Origin of the sequence: Microbacterium sp. GXS0129 (assembly GCF_044769785.1) — a bacterium.
Classification (GTDB): Bacteria; Actinomycetota; Actinomycetes; order Actinomycetales; family Microbacteriaceae; genus Microbacterium; species Microbacterium nymphoidis.
Map to the genome: position 1 here is coordinate 741694 of NZ_JBIZVZ010000002.1, position 14549 is coordinate 756242.

The 14549-nt window shown below is 68.7% G+C and carries 19 protein-coding genes and 1 tRNA gene; 5 read left to right on the plus strand and 15 right to left on the minus strand.

The window, feature by feature from the left end; genetic code table 11:
* Window positions 1-43: 43 nt before the first annotated feature.
* The 3 genes from ACIQJ5_RS09925 to ACIQJ5_RS09935 are packed head-to-tail and all read right to left on the minus strand — an operon-like array spanning window position 44 to window position 1698.
* Window positions 44-448 carry a GNAT family N-acetyltransferase gene (locus ACIQJ5_RS09925; RefSeq protein WP_231091936.1) on the minus strand — a complete coding sequence of 135 codons (405 nt, stop codon included), beginning with the start codon at window positions 446-448 and terminating at the stop codon, window positions 44-46.
* A 59-nt stretch (window positions 449-507) separates the two neighbouring features.
* Window positions 508-1311 carry a glutamate racemase gene (locus ACIQJ5_RS09930; RefSeq protein ID WP_402843327.1) on the minus strand — a complete coding sequence of 268 codons (804 nt, stop codon included), beginning with the start codon at window positions 1309-1311 and terminating at the stop codon, window positions 508-510.
* Window positions 1312-1368: 57 nt separating this feature from the next.
* Window positions 1369-1698, minus strand: coding sequence for a multidrug efflux SMR transporter (locus ACIQJ5_RS09935; protein WP_231091934.1), 330 nt, complete (start codon window positions 1696-1698; stop codon window positions 1369-1371).
* 66 nt (window positions 1699-1764) lie between these two features.
* Here ACIQJ5_RS09935 and ACIQJ5_RS09940 point away from each other — a divergent pair, with 66 nt between their 5' ends.
* The gene (locus ACIQJ5_RS09940; protein WP_402843331.1) at window positions 1765-2304 is read left to right on the plus strand and encodes a TetR family transcriptional regulator; all 540 of its coding nucleotides are present in this window, start codon (window positions 1765-1767) and stop codon (window positions 2302-2304) included.
* A complete protein-coding gene (locus ACIQJ5_RS09945) occupies window positions 2297-2713 on the plus strand; it encodes a DUF5360 family protein (protein WP_402843334.1) in 417 nt (138 codons plus the stop codon). Before ACIQJ5_RS09940 ends, ACIQJ5_RS09945 begins: the two co-directional genes overlap by 8 nt.
* A 374-nt stretch (window positions 2714-3087) precedes the next feature.
* Here ACIQJ5_RS09945 and ACIQJ5_RS09950 read toward each other — a convergent pair whose 3' ends face one another.
* From ACIQJ5_RS09950 to ACIQJ5_RS09960, 3 genes are all read right to left on the minus strand, one after another.
* Window positions 3088-3249, minus strand: coding sequence for a hypothetical protein (locus ACIQJ5_RS09950; RefSeq protein ID WP_402843337.1), 162 nt, complete (start codon window positions 3247-3249; stop codon window positions 3088-3090).
* A gap of 4 nt (window positions 3250-3253) precedes the next feature.
* Complete coding sequence (locus tag ACIQJ5_RS09955) at window positions 3254-3493, minus strand: helix-turn-helix domain-containing protein (protein WP_151459698.1); 240 nt, start codon at window positions 3491-3493, stop codon at window positions 3254-3256.
* A gap of 182 nt (window positions 3494-3675) precedes the next feature.
* Window positions 3676-3749 (minus strand) — tRNA-Pro (locus ACIQJ5_RS09960).
* 113 nt (window positions 3750-3862) lie between these two features.
* Between ACIQJ5_RS09960 and ACIQJ5_RS09965 the strand changes: the two genes are divergently transcribed.
* From ACIQJ5_RS09965 to ACIQJ5_RS09975, 3 genes are read left to right on the plus strand one after another with little or no spacing between them, the layout of a single operon-like run.
* Window positions 3863-4456 carry a GNAT family N-acetyltransferase gene (locus ACIQJ5_RS09965; protein WP_231091925.1) on the plus strand — a complete coding sequence of 198 codons (594 nt, stop codon included), beginning with the start codon at window positions 3863-3865 and terminating at the stop codon, window positions 4454-4456.
* Between the two features lie 41 nt (window positions 4457-4497).
* Complete coding sequence (locus ACIQJ5_RS09970; RefSeq protein WP_402843341.1) at window positions 4498-5742, plus strand: lysoplasmalogenase; 1245 nt, start codon at window positions 4498-4500, stop codon at window positions 5740-5742.
* The gene (locus tag ACIQJ5_RS09975; RefSeq protein WP_402843343.1) at window positions 5739-6128 is read left to right on the plus strand and encodes an RNA-binding S4 domain-containing protein; all 390 of its coding nucleotides are present in this window, start codon (window positions 5739-5741) and stop codon (window positions 6126-6128) included. The genes ACIQJ5_RS09970 and ACIQJ5_RS09975 overlap by 4 nt, the downstream gene beginning before the upstream one ends.
* A 56-nt stretch (window positions 6129-6184) precedes the next feature.
* On the opposite strand, the gene ACIQJ5_RS09980 is transcribed toward ACIQJ5_RS09975, so the two are convergent.
* The 9 genes from ACIQJ5_RS09980 to ACIQJ5_RS10020 all read right to left on the minus strand — a co-directional run bounded on the left by ACIQJ5_RS09980 (window position 6185) and on the right by ACIQJ5_RS10020 (window position 14409).
* Window positions 6185-7096 (minus strand): NUDIX domain-containing protein, encoded by a 912-nt coding sequence (locus ACIQJ5_RS09980; protein WP_231091922.1) that lies wholly within the window; start codon window positions 7094-7096, stop codon window positions 6185-6187.
* 271 nt (window positions 7097-7367) lie between these two features.
* Window positions 7368-8870 carry a ribosome biogenesis GTPase Der gene (der, locus tag ACIQJ5_RS09985; protein ID WP_402843346.1) on the minus strand — a complete coding sequence of 501 codons (1503 nt, stop codon included), beginning with the start codon at window positions 8868-8870 and terminating at the stop codon, window positions 7368-7370.
* Window positions 8860-9564 carry a (d)CMP kinase gene (gene cmk / locus ACIQJ5_RS09990; RefSeq protein WP_402843349.1) on the minus strand — a complete coding sequence of 235 codons (705 nt, stop codon included), beginning with the start codon at window positions 9562-9564 and terminating at the stop codon, window positions 8860-8862. The genes der and cmk overlap by 11 nt, the downstream gene beginning before the upstream one ends.
* Window positions 9557-10666: a prephenate dehydrogenase gene (locus tag ACIQJ5_RS09995; protein WP_231091919.1), complete on the minus strand. Its 1110-nt coding sequence runs from the start codon at window positions 10664-10666 to the stop codon at window positions 9557-9559. The genes cmk and ACIQJ5_RS09995 overlap by 8 nt, the downstream gene beginning before the upstream one ends.
* A gap of 192 nt (window positions 10667-10858) precedes the next feature.
* Complete coding sequence (locus ACIQJ5_RS10000) at window positions 10859-11134, minus strand: hypothetical protein (protein ID WP_402843350.1); 276 nt, start codon at window positions 11132-11134, stop codon at window positions 10859-10861.
* Between the two features lie 19 nt (window positions 11135-11153).
* Window positions 11154-11909: a pseudouridine synthase gene (locus ACIQJ5_RS10005; protein ID WP_402843353.1), complete on the minus strand. Its 756-nt coding sequence runs from the start codon at window positions 11907-11909 to the stop codon at window positions 11154-11156.
* A 71-nt stretch (window positions 11910-11980) separates the two neighbouring features.
* The gene (gene scpB, locus ACIQJ5_RS10010; protein WP_231091917.1) at window positions 11981-12598 is read right to left on the minus strand and encodes an SMC-Scp complex subunit ScpB; all 618 of its coding nucleotides are present in this window, start codon (window positions 12596-12598) and stop codon (window positions 11981-11983) included.
* Window positions 12588-13430 carry a segregation and condensation protein A gene (locus tag ACIQJ5_RS10015; protein ID WP_402843450.1) on the minus strand — a complete coding sequence of 281 codons (843 nt, stop codon included), beginning with the start codon at window positions 13428-13430 and terminating at the stop codon, window positions 12588-12590. The genes scpB and ACIQJ5_RS10015 overlap by 11 nt, the downstream gene beginning before the upstream one ends.
* Before the next feature lie 109 nt (window positions 13431-13539).
* Complete coding sequence (locus ACIQJ5_RS10020) at window positions 13540-14409, minus strand: ParA family protein (RefSeq protein ID WP_231092131.1); 870 nt, start codon at window positions 14407-14409, stop codon at window positions 13540-13542.
* Between the last annotated feature and the right edge of the window lie 140 nt (window positions 14410-14549).

Consider the following 14549-nt stretch of genomic DNA (forward strand, 5'->3'; position numbering starts at 1 on the left):
GGAGCGAGTTGCGCGCGATGAACGGTTCATCAGCCTCCGAAGATCAGTCCAGGCGGATGAGCCCCGCCAGCGTGCTGCGGAATCCGCAGGACGCATAGAAGGATTCGAGCGCGGGTTCGTAGTCCACGTGCAGCCAGGAATATCCCGCGGCGGTGACCTCGGCCCGCAGTGTGTGGATCAGCGCTGACGCGATTCCCCGCCGCTGGTGTCCGGGATCGACGATCGTGTCCAGCACGAACGCGTGGGTTCCGCCGTCGCCGCAGGCATGGACGAATCCGACCAGTTCGTTCCCGTCGAAGGCACCCACCCACGCCACGCTGTGCCGCTCGAGGCGGGCCCGCCAGGGCGTGGTGCCCGCGTCGGGGCTTCCGAAGGCGCGGGCATGGAGACGGCCGAGTTCGTCGTCATCGACGGAGAACCGCACGCGCAGATCCACGGTGGCAGTCATGCCGGCTCCTCCTCACACCCCGCCGCTGATTCGCCGCCGCGAGCCGGGCCATCGGCCCGTCAGAGCTCAACCAGCGTGGGTGTGATGTCCAGCCGCATGCGCTGCAGCATCGACTGGAACTCGGCGAGGGGGTGGCTCGGCGATTCCGTCGCGAGAGATACCAGCCTGCCCTCCCCCGGCGTAGCCAGCGGCGCGAACTCGGCGACGACCTGGTCGGCGGGATCGAACAGGAAGAGGTCCGGCGCCTCCTGCGCGATCGCGGGAGCGAGCCACGGCAGATGAGTGCTCGACAGCGACAGCCCACCCAGGCGCGGGTGCTGATCACGAAGCGCCGCGAGGAAGTCGGCGATGGGCTGCGCGACCTGCGCGCGGTCGAGGAATGCCCCGGACTCGACGAGGGCGATCAGCGCGTCGGCGGGAACGGCGTGCACGCGGTCCGCGTCGTCACCGGCCTCCATGGCGATCAGGCGCTCCAGCGATTCACTATGCACGAGCACGCTTGCGCCGGCGACGACGAGGGTCCGGTCGTCGGGCAGGGCGGCGAGGGCCGCACGCACCGGCGGCACGACGCCCAGGATCGGGCCGCTCAACCGCTCGCGCGGAGGTTCGAGCACCGTCACGCTCGGCGCATTGGAGGCCAGGATGATCGAGCTCGCACCGAGACGCTCCAGAGCACGGGCCGCGCGGCTCACACTGTCCAGGAGCGACGATTCGCTCTGCGCTCCGTACGGGAAGCTCGCGCGATCCGCGAGGTACAGCACGTCCTGCTGCGGATAGGCGGCACGGATCCGGCGCACGAGATCGTAGCTGCCGATCCCCGCGTCGAAGATGCCGACGGGGCGGTGAAGGTCCTCTGGGGTCACGACGACGACTCTAATCCGGGATTCGCGTTGCGTTCCAGAATGTGCGGGCCCCGCACGTCACTCCGTCACCCCACCGAGCTCGACCAGCGCGACTCCGGCCACGATGAGAACCAGCCCCGCGCCCATCGTCCACGTGAGGCGTTCCCCGAAGACCACCCAGGCGAGAACCGCGGTCAGCGCCACCCCTGCCCCCGCCCAGGTCGCATATGCGGTGCCCACGCGCATGCCCAGGCGCAGCACCTGGGACAGCATCACGAAGGCACCGACGTAGCCCCCGACAACGGGGATGAGCCACGGCCACCGCGTGAGTCCGTCCGAGGCTTTCAGAGACAGCGTGGCCACCACCTCCAGCAGGATCGCTCCCCCGAGCATCAGCCATACGAGCATTCGCCTTCTCCTCTCCGATTGCGGCGCGAGGCGTTTACTGTACCGCACGTGCGGTACAGTAAACGCATGCACAAGGAGACACCAGCCGTCCGCGACGGGATCCTCACTGCCGCCGCGACCGCGCTGATCCGCGACGGCGTCGAGGCTTTCACGATCAGTCGCGTCGCCGCGGAAGCCGGCCTCAGCGTGGGCGGACTGCGCTACCACTTCGCGTCCAAGCAGGCACTGCTGGAAGGCCTGATCGATCATGCGGTGGGCGGCTTTGATCAGGCCCTCGAACGGGCGGGTGACACCCCCGGGGCCCGAACCCGCGCGTACATCGCCGCAGCGCTTCCGGGGGAAGGATCCGGGCGCATCGCCGCAGCGCTCGTTGCGACGGTGGCCGTGGACACGAGCATGCTGGCGATCCTGCGCCGGCACTTCGAACGCTGGCAGTCGATGATCGAAGACGACGGCATCGATCCCACGACGAGCACGATGATCCGGCTCACAATGGACGGCTGGTGGCTCGCGGCCTTCGCCGATCTGGCCCAGCCGGATGCGGCCACCGCGGCTGAGCTGAAGTCCCGGCTGACCCGCCTCATCGATGAGGCCACCGATGCCTGACCGGCCTCAGGACGACCGCCTGACGCGGCGGGTGAAGGCGACGATGCTGTGGACCGATCTCGGCTTCCTCGCATACTGGGTCGCGACGGCCGCCGGCGTCCTCTCGGTCGGTGGCGGGCAGATCATGAAGGACTGGAACTGGTCGTTCTTCGGTCTCGACCTCATCGCCATCACGACCGGTCTGCTGAGCCTCGTCCTCTCCCGCTGCGGGCATCCGGCCGGCCGGAGCCTGATGCTGGTCTCCCTCTCCCTGACGGCGGCCGCCGGGCTCATGGCCCTGAACTTCTGGGCCATCCGCTGCGAGTTCGACCTCGCCTGGTGGGCGCCGAACCTCTGGCTGTTCCTCTTCCCCGTGGTCGCGCTGTTCCTGTTGCTCCGACCCGCGTCCGCGCGGGTGCGATGCGGTTGATGCCTCGGGCAGACCCCCTCGGTGACACATACTCCTCGGCGCACGTGTCGCCGAGGAGTATGCCGCGACCGCGGGACGCTCCGGGGCTGCGGGCATGAGGGACGCCTCCCCGTCACGACCGCAGCCACGCCCGCGATCACGAAGTAGGCGCTGGACGCGGGGTTGGCAGAGGCCTCCGTCAGGAAGCCCACGAGGGTCACGCCCGCCGAAGCGAAAAGTTGCACCATGATGAACAGCGCCGCCGTGCCCTGCGCGATCGATGCCTTGGGCAGCACGCGGTACAGGCTGGTACGCGACGAGATCCGGGAACGGGCTGTCCGGCGTGAGCGCCGAGGACGACGGCTGGAAGAGGCTCCGGTCGGCGACCTTCGCCTTCAACGCCGCTCGGCGGACTTCCGTGTATCCCCGGTCGCCTGGACGAGCCGGGTCTTGCCGTCCCAGTCACGGTAGCGGGCGCGCGCGACGACCCGCCCGCTGGGCCTCACGAGGTGGCCGATCTCCCCGAAGGTGCCGATGGTCAGGCGCTGCCGGCTCATCGGATCACCGCCCACCCGCCGGTGCTGGCGGCTCGGGGTCGCGTTGCTGCTCGATCCAGATCCGCACGTCCGAGAGAGCGAACTTCAGATGCTTCCCGAAGCGATACGCCCGCGGACCGAGGCCCCGAGTGCGCCAGTCGTAGACCGTCGAGACGGGTACGCCCAGATAGGCGGCGAGCTCGCCGACGTCGAGCAGCGGCTCCAGGCCCCAGGGGTTGCCGGCCGGGCTGTGTTCGGTGTCCACACCGAACAGGTGCGTCCTGCTCCCACCCACGAACCGGGAGCAACCGCCACGGTCGCTCCGCTACCGGAGCACGACGGCCGGAGATAGCCGTGAGAGCGTCAAAGTGATGGGTTTTCGATGACCGGATCACATCCACCTACAGAAAAAGTCCCGGAAACCCTTGAGTTTCCGGGACCTCTCGGTCGGGCTGACAGGATTTGAACCTGCGACCCCTTGACCCCCAGTCAAGTGCGCTACCAAGCTGCGCCACAGCCCGTTGTTCAGTTTTCTCACCTCCACGGAGGCAACTCATTCATCCTACCCGGTCCGGACGGCAGTCGCGAACCGGGGCAGTCGCGCGTGTCGGAGGGTCGGCGTAGGGTGCAGATCATGGCGAACATCACGATCGAACCCGCAAGCGCGGAGCGATTCGCAGACGTGCAACATGCCATCACCGGAGGCGGGGATGGACCGAGCTGCCAGTGCCAGTGGTGGACCATGCCCAACGCGGAGTTCCGCGGCACCACCCGCGCCGACAAGGAAGTCCGATTCGAAGAGGAGCTCGGATCGCCCGTCTCCCCCGGGCTCGTCGCCTACGTCGACAACGTGCCAGCGGGGTGGGTGCGCGTCGGACCGCGCACTCTGCAGGCGCGCATCGCCCGCACCCGGCTCGTCACGTCGGGGAGCGCCGAACCGCTCGACGATCCGACAGTCTGGGCTGTCACCTGCTTCGTCATCCGTCGCGACCACCGCGGGATCGGACTGGCGCACCTCCTGCTGGACGCGGCCGTCGAGTATGCCCGCGATCACGGGGCCCGCGTGATCGAGGGATATCCGGTCGATACGGCGGAGGTGAAGCGCTCCGCCAACGAACTCTTCCACGGCACGCTCGCAATGTTCGAGGAGAGCGGTTTCTCGGTCTCCAGCCGCCCGTCGAACGGACGCGCGGTGATGACCCTGTCGCTCCCGGTCGCCGCTGAATAGCGACCCTACGATGAGGGGACATCCACCACGAGGAGGTCACCGTGGAAAGCCGCTCCCCCGACGCCGAGCAGACTGACGAACAGCGAAGCCAGCGTGCTGCTGCCATGCGTTCCGGCGCGGATGTGAACGCAGAGGCGACGGCCGGCGCGGAAGTCGCAGCGGAACAGAGCGACATTGATCGGCGCGCGGGCGAGGACTCGGTGATCGGAACGAACGAGTCCGAAGCAGATGCCCCGTTCGACGGGCAAGCCGATACCCCGGTCAGCGACGAAGCGGGCATCACGGACGCACTCACTCCGGAACCGACCGGGGCGAATGCTCGCATTCTGGAAGCGGACGCCGAGGCCAATGCGGAAGCAGACGCTGCCGATCGGGCAGACAACGAGAACACGGATGCGCACGTCGCGAACAGTACGGCCAGCGCTGAGACGCACAGCGCAGAGGCCACGGCGGACGCGACCATCACGCGGAGCCGTGACACAAGCGTTGACGGGACACGTGCGACCCCGCCCACGTCTGCCGGAAACCGGCGCAACAAGACACCCCGCGGCCCCCGCACGACGCAACCCGCCGCGCCGGCCGCAGAACACCGGCCCCCGTCGCAGCCAAGCGCCAGCACCCGTCGGGTCCCCCGTTGGGCGTTCCTCCCCTTCATCGCGCTCTCCACCGTCCATGTGATCGCCCTCGCCTTCCACAACGACGCACTCGCCGCGCCGACGAAGCTCGGGCTCATGCCGCTGCTCGCGTTCGCTGTGCTCGTCGGCGCCAGGGGACTCCGCGCCACCGCGCCCATCGCCCTGTTGCTCACCGCGATCCTCTTCTCCTGGCTCGGCGACGGCGCAGGAACCTTCGTCCCGTTCCTGCCGACGCTGCCCATGATGCTGGCGTTCTTCGGCATCGCGCACCTCGCCTACATCGCCCTCTTCTGGCGTCACCTGCGCGTGCGGAAGTTCCCGCTCGCGGCCGCACTTCTCGTCGTGTGGTGGGCGGCGATGGTCATCGTGATCGCGCCCGCCGCGAAGGAACTCGCCGTCGCGGTCGCCGCATACGGCATCGTGCTCGGGCTCACCGCCGCGTTCGCCACCCGCTGCTCTCCGATGGTGTTGGTCGGGGCGCTGTTCTTCCTCGCATCTGACACGATCCTCGCGTTCATGCTGTTTCTGCCCGACCTCACCCCGCCGCTCACCGACGCGGCCGTCATGTTCACCTACACGCTCGGGCAAGGCCTCATCGCGGCCGGTGCTCTCGCCACCCTCCGCCGCCGACAGAACGAAACCCCCGCGTGAGCGACAGCGCACGCGTCGACAGCTGGCTCTGGGCTGTCCGCGTCTACAAGACCCGTTCCGCCGCGACGGCGGGGTGCCGCGCGGGACACGTCCGCGTCAACGGAGAACGGGCCAAAGCAGCGCAACCGGTGCGGATCGGTGACGAGATACGCATCCGCATCGAAGGATTCGACCGGATTCTCGCGGTCCGCCAGCTCATCACGAAACGAGTCGGCGCACCGCTCGCCGCCCTCGCGGCGGAAGACCGCACGCCTCCGCGCCCCAGCGCGAGCGAGCTCGGGGTCTTCGCGAAACGCGACCGCGGCGCGGGACGACCCACGAAACGCGAGCGCCGCGACATCGACCGGCTGCGCGGTCGAGACCTCGACGGCTACGACGACGAGTAGCAATCGGGAAGCGCCTGAGCGGGCAGAAGGGACTCCCCGGCGACGCGGCCGCCCGCCTACTCCCCCAACAGCTCCGTAATCCAGTGCGCGCCCCGCGGGGTCGCGCCCAGCGCCGACACCCGATCCTGCAACTCACGATCACTCGTCACCACGGTCACCCGCGGAGCGAGATCCTCCTCGTGGCCGGCGAGCGCAACGGCGGCGACGATGGCCTCGTCGCCCAGCCCATCGGCGCGCATCACGGTGATACCGTCCACGTCCTCCGCCGCACGGGCCTCGCCTTCGAGCACCGCGACGATCCACGGGAACCACCGCACGTTCGGCTCGCCGAAGCGATCACCAGCGATGCCCTCGGACGCGAGCCGGGCCAGCCGCTCCAGCACGCGAGCGGATGCGCCCGCACGGTCCTTCCACCAGCCGTTCGGCACGGAACCAACGACGTTCGCGACGTCCACCACGATCACCGGACGCAGGTCGAGCAGGCGACGAAGCTCGGGCCATGCAGCACCGAAGCCCGGATGCAGCGGAAGGTCCTCGACCTCATCCAGCGGCACCCAGCGCAGTTCGAGGCTCTCGGGATCCGAGATCTCGGGGACGAAGGGCTCCTCGACCGTCGCAACCAGCGTCGTGTACTGCCAGATCTCCAGATCCAGCACGCGCGTCAGCAGCGGGCGGACGGCCCCGGGCGGCACGGCGGCCTCTTCTTCGGACTCCCTCAACGCACCGGTGACAGCGTCCTCACCCTGGTGCAGGGCACCACCGGGGATTCCCCAGGTGCCACCGAAGTGACTCCACTCGACGCGCTTCTGCAGCAGCACGCCACGCACCTCGTCGACGGCCAGCAGACCGGCCGCGCCGAAGGCGCCCCAGTACTTCGTGCCGTCCTCGGCGATCACCCACGCATCGCCCGGATCACGCGGCCCCTGCGGTCGACGCGGTTCACCGGGAGTAGGGGGCACGATCGTCACCCTTCCAGACTCCCACACCCCACGAGGGGTGGGACCGTGAATACCCCGCGCGTTGCGCCCCATGACGCGCGCGGACGACGGTCAGGGCCCGGTGAAGCGCCGAGACCGGCCCACGGGGCGTGGTTGAGGAGGGAAGGGTGCGGCATCACCGAGAAGCCGCGACCGAATATCCGTGATCGACAACGTTGACGCGCCAGCCCAGCGGCCCACCCGAACGTGTCCCCCGCAAACACAGAACCGCCCCGGTCTCCCGGGGCGGTTCTGTACCGACTCAACGCTGGCGGCGTTCGCGCACGCGCATGTTGATGACGATGGGCGAGCCTTCGAAGCCGTACAGCTCGCGGAGGCGGCGCTGGATGTAGCGGCGGTAACCGGGGTCCAGGAAGCCCGTCGTGAAGAGCACGAATGTCGGCGGACGCGTGGCCACCTGCGTACCGAAGAGGATGCGCGGCTGCTTGCCACCACGCAGCGGGTGCGGGTGCTCGGCCACGAGCTCCGACAGGAACGCGTTGAACTTTCCGGTCGGGATGCGGGTGTCCCAGGAGTCCAGTGCCAGCTCCAGCGCGGGAACGAGCTTCTCCAGGTGACGACCGGTACGGGCCGAGATGTTCACGCGCGGAGCCCAGGCGACGTGCGCCAGGTCCTGCTCGATCTCGCGCTCCAGGTAGCGGCGACGCTCGTCGTCCAGGAGGTCCCACTTGTTGTACGCGAGCACCAGGGCACGCCCAGACTCCAGCACCAGGTCGATGATGCGGACGTCCTGCTCGCTGATGGGCTCCGACACGTCGAGCACGACCACCGCGACCTCCGCCTTCTCCAGCGCGGCGGAGGTGCGAAGCGACGCGTAGAAGTCGGCGCCCTGCGACAGGTGAACGCGACGGCGGATACCGGCGGTGTCGACGAAGCGCCACAGCTTGCCGCCGAGCTCGACGATCTCATCCACCGGGTCACGCGTGGTGCCGGCGAGGTCGTTGACGACCACGCGCTCTTCGCCCGCCGCCTTGTTCAGCAGTGACGACTTGCCCACGTTCGGACGGCCCAGGATCGCGACACGACGGGGACCGCCGATCTCCTGCTTGGCGACCGCGGACACCTCCGGAAGCTTCTCCATGACCTCGTCGAGCAGGTCCGCCACGCCACGACCGTGGATGGCCGACACCGGGTGTGGCTCCCCCAGACCGAGGTTCCAGAGCACGGCGGCCTCGGGCTCCTGACGCGCATCGTCGATCTTGTTCGCGACGAGGAACACCGGCTTGCCGGACTTGCGCAGCAGCTTCACGACGTGCTCGTCGGTGGACGTGGCGCCCACCATCGCGTCGACCACGAACAGCACCAGGTCGGCGAGGTCGATGGCGATCTCCGCCTGCGCGGCGACCGACGCGTCGATGCCGCGGGCATCCGGCTCCCACCCGCCGGTGTCCACCAGCGAGAAACGACGACCCAGCCACTCGGCCTTGTACGTGACGCGGTCACGGGTGACACCGGGGGTGTCCTCCACGACGGCCTCGCGACGACCGAGGATGCGGTTCACAAGCGCGGACTTGCCCACGTTCGGACGACCCACGATGGCGACCACCGGCAGCGCCGGCGAGTACTCCATCCCGTGCTCGTCGACGAAGACGGTCTGCAGCAGCGCCGCATCCTCCTCGTCGAGGTCGTACTCCTCGAGGCTGGAGCGCAGCGTGGCTGCGCGCGCCTCGATGAGCTCCTCGTCCATGCTCGCGAGCTTCTCCTCGAGCTGGTCGGGCGCGCCTTCATATTCTTCAGTCGACATATGTCTCTCCGCTCCTGCGGTCCACCACGGAAAGCACCGCGGCGATGGTCTGTTCGAAGTCGAGGTCGCTGGAATCGACCACCTCGACACCGGGAGCCGCCTCGAAGAAGTCCACGACGGCAGCATCCGACGCGTCCCGCTTGTGCAGGGCGGCGGCCACCGAAGCGGCATCCTCGCCCACCAGCTCCTTGCTCCGGCGCGTGGCGCGCACCTCGGGCGACGCCGTGAGGAGAATCCTCACCGGCGCATCGGGCGCGACCACCGTGGTGATGTCGCGCCCCTCGATCGTCACGGCCGTACGCCCGGACGATGCCACGATGTCGTGGAACATCGCGTTCAGATATGTGCGGACCGCGGGGATCCGCGCCACGCCGCTCACGGCCGCGGAGACCCGCGGCTCACGGATGGCGGCGGTGACATCGGTGCCCTCCACGATCACCCGGCGCACGTCCGGGTCGAGGCCGATCACCGGCGCGAAGCCGTCAGCGGCAGCGAGCACGGCCGACGCATCGTCGGTGTCGCCGCCGCGCTCCAGCACGAGCCATGCCAGCGCGCGGTACGCGGCACCGGTGTCGAGATAGCCGTAGCCGCGACGCCGGGCGATCTCCTTGGAGACGCTCGATTTGCCGGATCCGGCGGGTCCGTCGATCGCGATGATGAACGGTCCGGCCGTGCCTGTCATGTCCTCAGTCATTCATGCTCGCAATCCGCCAGCCCCGCTCTTCGAGCCCGGCCGTGGCCCGCAGGACGATGGAGGGGTCCACGCTGATCTCCGCGAGACCGAACTGCGCGCCGGGCGAATGCTCCAGCCGCAGGTCCTCCACGTTGATGTCCAGTTCACCGAGATCGCCGAACAGGCGTCCCAGCTGACCGGCGGTGTCGTCGACCATGACCACCAGCTTCTCGAACTGACGGAACTGGCCGTGCTTGCCAGGAAGGCGCTCGACGCCTTCGTTTCCGCGGCGGATGGTCTCGGCGATCTCCCGGCGAGCGCCGGGGACGTCGGGAGCGCGCAGCGCATCGGCCACCGCGGTGAGGTCGCCCGCGAGCTGGTCGAGAACGTCGACCACCTCGGCGGCGTTGGCGCTCAGGATCTGCACCCACAGCTCGGGTGCGGAGGCGGCGATGCGCGTGGTGTCGCGGACACCCTGCCCCGCCAGCTGCAGCAGTCCCTCGTCGACCGTTCGGAAGCGGCCGGCCAGCAGCGATGCCACCAGCTGCGGCACGTGGGAGGTGAGCGCGATGGCGCGGTCATGCTCTTCCGGCGTCATCTCGAGCGGCATCGCGCCGAGCTCCAGAGCCAGGGATTCGACCAGGACGAGGTCGTCGCGGGAGGTCTCGCCATCACGGCACACCACCCACGGACGCCCCGTGAAGATGTCGGCGCGGGCGGAGATTGCTCCCCCGCGCTCTCGTCCGGCCAGCGGGTGCGAGCCGATGTAGCGAGACAGGTCGACACCGCGCGAACGCAGTTCGAGGTATGGCTGCAGCTTCACGCTCGCGACGTCGGTGACCACGGCACGCGGGTAGGCCGCAAGCTCCGCCTGGATCACATCGGCCACCACGTCCGGCGGCACGGCGACCACCACGAGCACGGGCTCATCCTGGGCGGCCGCGGCTCGGCCGGCGCCGTAGTCCACCGCGAGGCGCAGCTGCGCCGGCGAAGTGTCCGTCAGCGCGACGTCCACGCCCTTCAAGCGCAGCGCATGACCGATGCTCGCACCGAGCAGGCCCGCGCCGACGATGCGGACGGTGCCCGACAGGCGCGATGCGACGCGGGTCGCGGGATCGGTCACGATAGCTCCAGTTCAGCGGCGGGGACGGCGCGGGGCACACCGACGCACCAGTCTACCGGGCGCGCACGTCACCGCCTGGGAACTTCGGGCTCCGCCCCGGTCCCGAGTGCAGGAGCATTCACCCAGTCCATGAGCGAATCGGCGAATGCGTCATGGATTCGCAGCGTTCTCATCCCCCAGGGACACAGCGCATCATCCTCGGTGCCGAACACCGATGATGTCCTCCGTGCTGCCGTTGATGACTCGCAAGCCCCAGTCGGTATGCGTCACGAGATCAACGAACAGGGATGCAAGCGCTGCGTTTTGCGTCGCCGTATCCGCGTGACGCGCCACGAGCGCCAGCACGATGACGCCGGGCTTCTCGACGTCGCCCAGGAGATCGACTCGTCCCGCGAACCACGTTTGGGTAACTGCGTGGGCGGCGGCGTACGACGGAGCACCCGTCACCTCCACGAAGTCCGCGTTCATGGCGTGGAAGAAAACCTCGTCAGCTCTTCGCCTCGCGAGCGATCGTGAGCAGCGCACCCCGCTCGGCGGCGGTGAGCTCACGCGCCTTGCCGATGGGCAGCGGTCCCAGATGCAGCGGCCCGAACTGGCGACGCACGAGCTCGGTGACCGGATGTCCCACCGCGGCCATCATCCGGCGCACGATGCGGTTCTTGCCGGAGTGCAGGGTCAGCTCCACCAGACTGGAGCCGCGGGACGAGTCCAGCAGCCGCGCCTTGTCGGCCTGGATGAACCCGTCCTCCAGCTCGATGCCCTTGGTCAGCTGTGCGATCGTGCGCGGGAGCACCTCACCGCGCACCTTGGCGATGTATACCTTGGTGACACCGAAGGAGGGGTGCGCCAGCACGTGCGCCAGGTCGCCGTCGTTGGTGAGCACGAGAAGACCGCTGGTCTCCGCATCCAGCCGGCCGACGTTGTAGAGGCGCTCCTCCCAGTCGGCGGTGAACGCACGGAGGTCCGTGCGCCCCTGCTCGTCCTTCATCGAGCTGACCACGCCGGTGGGCTTGTTCAGCATGACGTACCGCTTCGTGGTGTCCAGCTGGATGGCGGTGCCGTCCACGTCGATGAGGTCGTTCTCGGGGTCGACCCGCGAACCGAGCTCAGTGACGACCTCCCCGTTCACACGAATGCGTCCGGCGACGATCATGTCCTCCACCACGCGCCGTGACGCCACCCCGGCGTGCGCCAGCGCCTTTTGCAGCCGCACCCGGTTGTCGTCACTCGTGTCGTCGGTCATGTTCATTCGTCAGTCTTCTCATTCACATCAGCGAGCCGTCCTCGCGCGAGGACGACATATCCATTCTCGGCCTACGCAATCACGCCGTCGAATCCGTCGGCACCGTCATCGAGCAGCGGAGAGATCGGGGGCAGCTCGTCGAGGGAGTTGATGCCCAGGTAGGTGAGCAGCGCATCCGTCGTGCCGTAGTTGATGGCGCCGGTCTCGGAATCGGTGAACAGCTCGGTGATCAGTCCGCGCGCCACGAGCGTGCGCACTACGCCATCGACGTTCACGGCGCGGATCGACGCCACCTGACTGCGGGTGACCGGCTGCTTGTACGCGATCACGGCGAGGGTTTCCAGCGCGGCCTGCGAGAGCCTCGACGGCGCCTGCGCGTTGACGTAGTCGGAGACCATGTCGTCGTGCTCGGCACGGACGTAGAAGCGCCAGCCGCCTCCCACTTCGCGCAGTTCGAACCCCCGGCGAGGCCCACCGCTCTCCCCGTCGTAGTCGGCGGCCAGCGCCCGGACCACGCGACGGACCGCCGCGGTGGGAGCCTGGACGGCAGCGGCGAGACTCACGATCGACTGCGGCTCCTCCACGATGAGCAGAATCGCCTCGACGCGCTGCGCGATCTCCGCATCGGTCAGCGGCCGGTCCTCTGGCTCGACGGCAGCGGTCACATCGGTGGCGAGGTCATCGGTCATAGTCGGCTCCCAGTGCGGCAAGGGTCTCATCGGACCAGGTCTCGGCCACCCATCGCAGGGTGAGCTCGCCCAGCGGTTCGAGCTGTTCGAAGGTGATGGCCGCGTGACGATACAGCTCGAGGATGGAGATGAAGCGCGCCACGACTACGCCCGGGCCGTCGGCGTCGGCGACCAGTTCCCGGAAGGACATCTGCTCGCGACTGCGCAGCTGCATCACCACGATGGCCGCCTGTTCCCGGATGGAGATGAGCGGGGCATGGAGGTGGTCGAGGCCCACGGTGGGCAGGGTCCGCGGTGCGAAGGCGATGAGCGCGGTGGCCACGAAGTCGTCGAGGGTCGCGGTCCAGATCAGCTCGGGAACGCGCGCGCGGTACTTCTCGTCCAGCCGTACGGCGCGGGTGTGGCGGCGCGCTTCACGATCCAGGTGGGCGGCGAACCACTGCGACGCCTCCTTGAACGCGCGGTACTGCAGGAGCCGGGCGAACAGCAGATCCCGTGCCTCCAGCAGGGCGACGGATTCAGCGTCCACCAGCTCACCCTGCGGCAGCAGGCCCGCCACCTTCATGTCCAGCAGCGTCGCCGCCACCACCAGGAACTCGCTCGCCTGGTCCAGCTCGGACGGGTCATCGAGGTCCCGGAGGTAGGCGATGAACTCGTCGGTGACCGTACTGAGCGACACCTCGGTGATATCCACCTCGTGAGCCGAGATCAGGCTCAGCAGCAGGTCGAACGGGCCATCGAAGTTCGACAGCGAGACGCGGAATCCGCTTGCCGCGTCGGCAGCTCCTTCGTCGCCGGAAGCGACCTCCGAGGGCTCCGCAGCACTGGCCACCGAAGCACCGGCGGCCCCTGCCGACGCGCCAGACGCCTCCGTCACCTCCGCCGTGTGCGCAGCCCGAACGGCCGCAGCCACCTCCTCCGAGGTGGCGAGCTCACCGTGCTCAGGCGACGGCGCCACGATCGACCAGCTCACGCGCCAGTCGGAGGTATGCCTGCGCCGCCGGATGCTCCGGCGCGAACTCGGTGATGGGCATGCCCGCCACCGACGCATCCGGGAACTTCACCGTGCGGCCGATGACCGTCTCCAGCACATCGTCTCCGAACGCCTCCACCACACGCTCGAGAACCTCGCGCGAGTGCAGCGTGCGCGGGTCGTACATCGTCGCCAGCACGCCGTCGAGCTTGATGTCGGGGTTCAGGCGGTCGCGCACCTTGTCGATGGTCTCGATGAGCAGCGCGACACCGCGCAGCGCGAAGAACTCGCACTCCAGCGGGATGAGCACGCCGTGGCTCGCGGTCAGCGCGTTCACGGTCAGCAGACCGAGCGACGGCTGGCAGTCCACCAGGATCACGTCGTACTCGCGGGAGACCTGGCGCAGCACGCGCGACAGGATCGTCTCACGCGCCACCTCGTTGACGAGGTGCACCTCCGCGGCCGACAGGTCGATGTTCGCCGGCATCAGGTCGAGGTTCTCGACCTGCGTCGCGGTGATCACATCATGTGCGTCGCGCTTCGGATCCAACAGCAGGTCGTAGATGGTGGGGATGTCGTGCGTCGGGACGCCGAGACCCGCCGACAGCGCGCCCTGGGGGTCGAAGTCCACGACCAGCACTTTGCGGCCGTATCCAGCGAGAGCGGCCGCCAGGCTGATGGTGGTGGTCGTCTTGCCGACGCCCCCCTTCTGGTTGCACAGGGCGATGATGCGGGCGGGACCGTGCTGGTCCAGCTTGGGAGGAGTCGGGAAGCCGTGATAGGGACGCCCCGTGGGCCCCATCGGCACATCGCCGTTCTGCTGGCTCTTGCCCGTCATCGCCTTGTTCGCCACCGAATCTCCCGTACTCACGCCTGAATCGCGCTCAGGAAAGTCTAGCGGCGCTCTCCCCGCCGCTTTCGTACCGCGCCGCGCGGCGAGACATCCGCTTCGCCCGAAGACGAGGGTGTGCGCCGGCC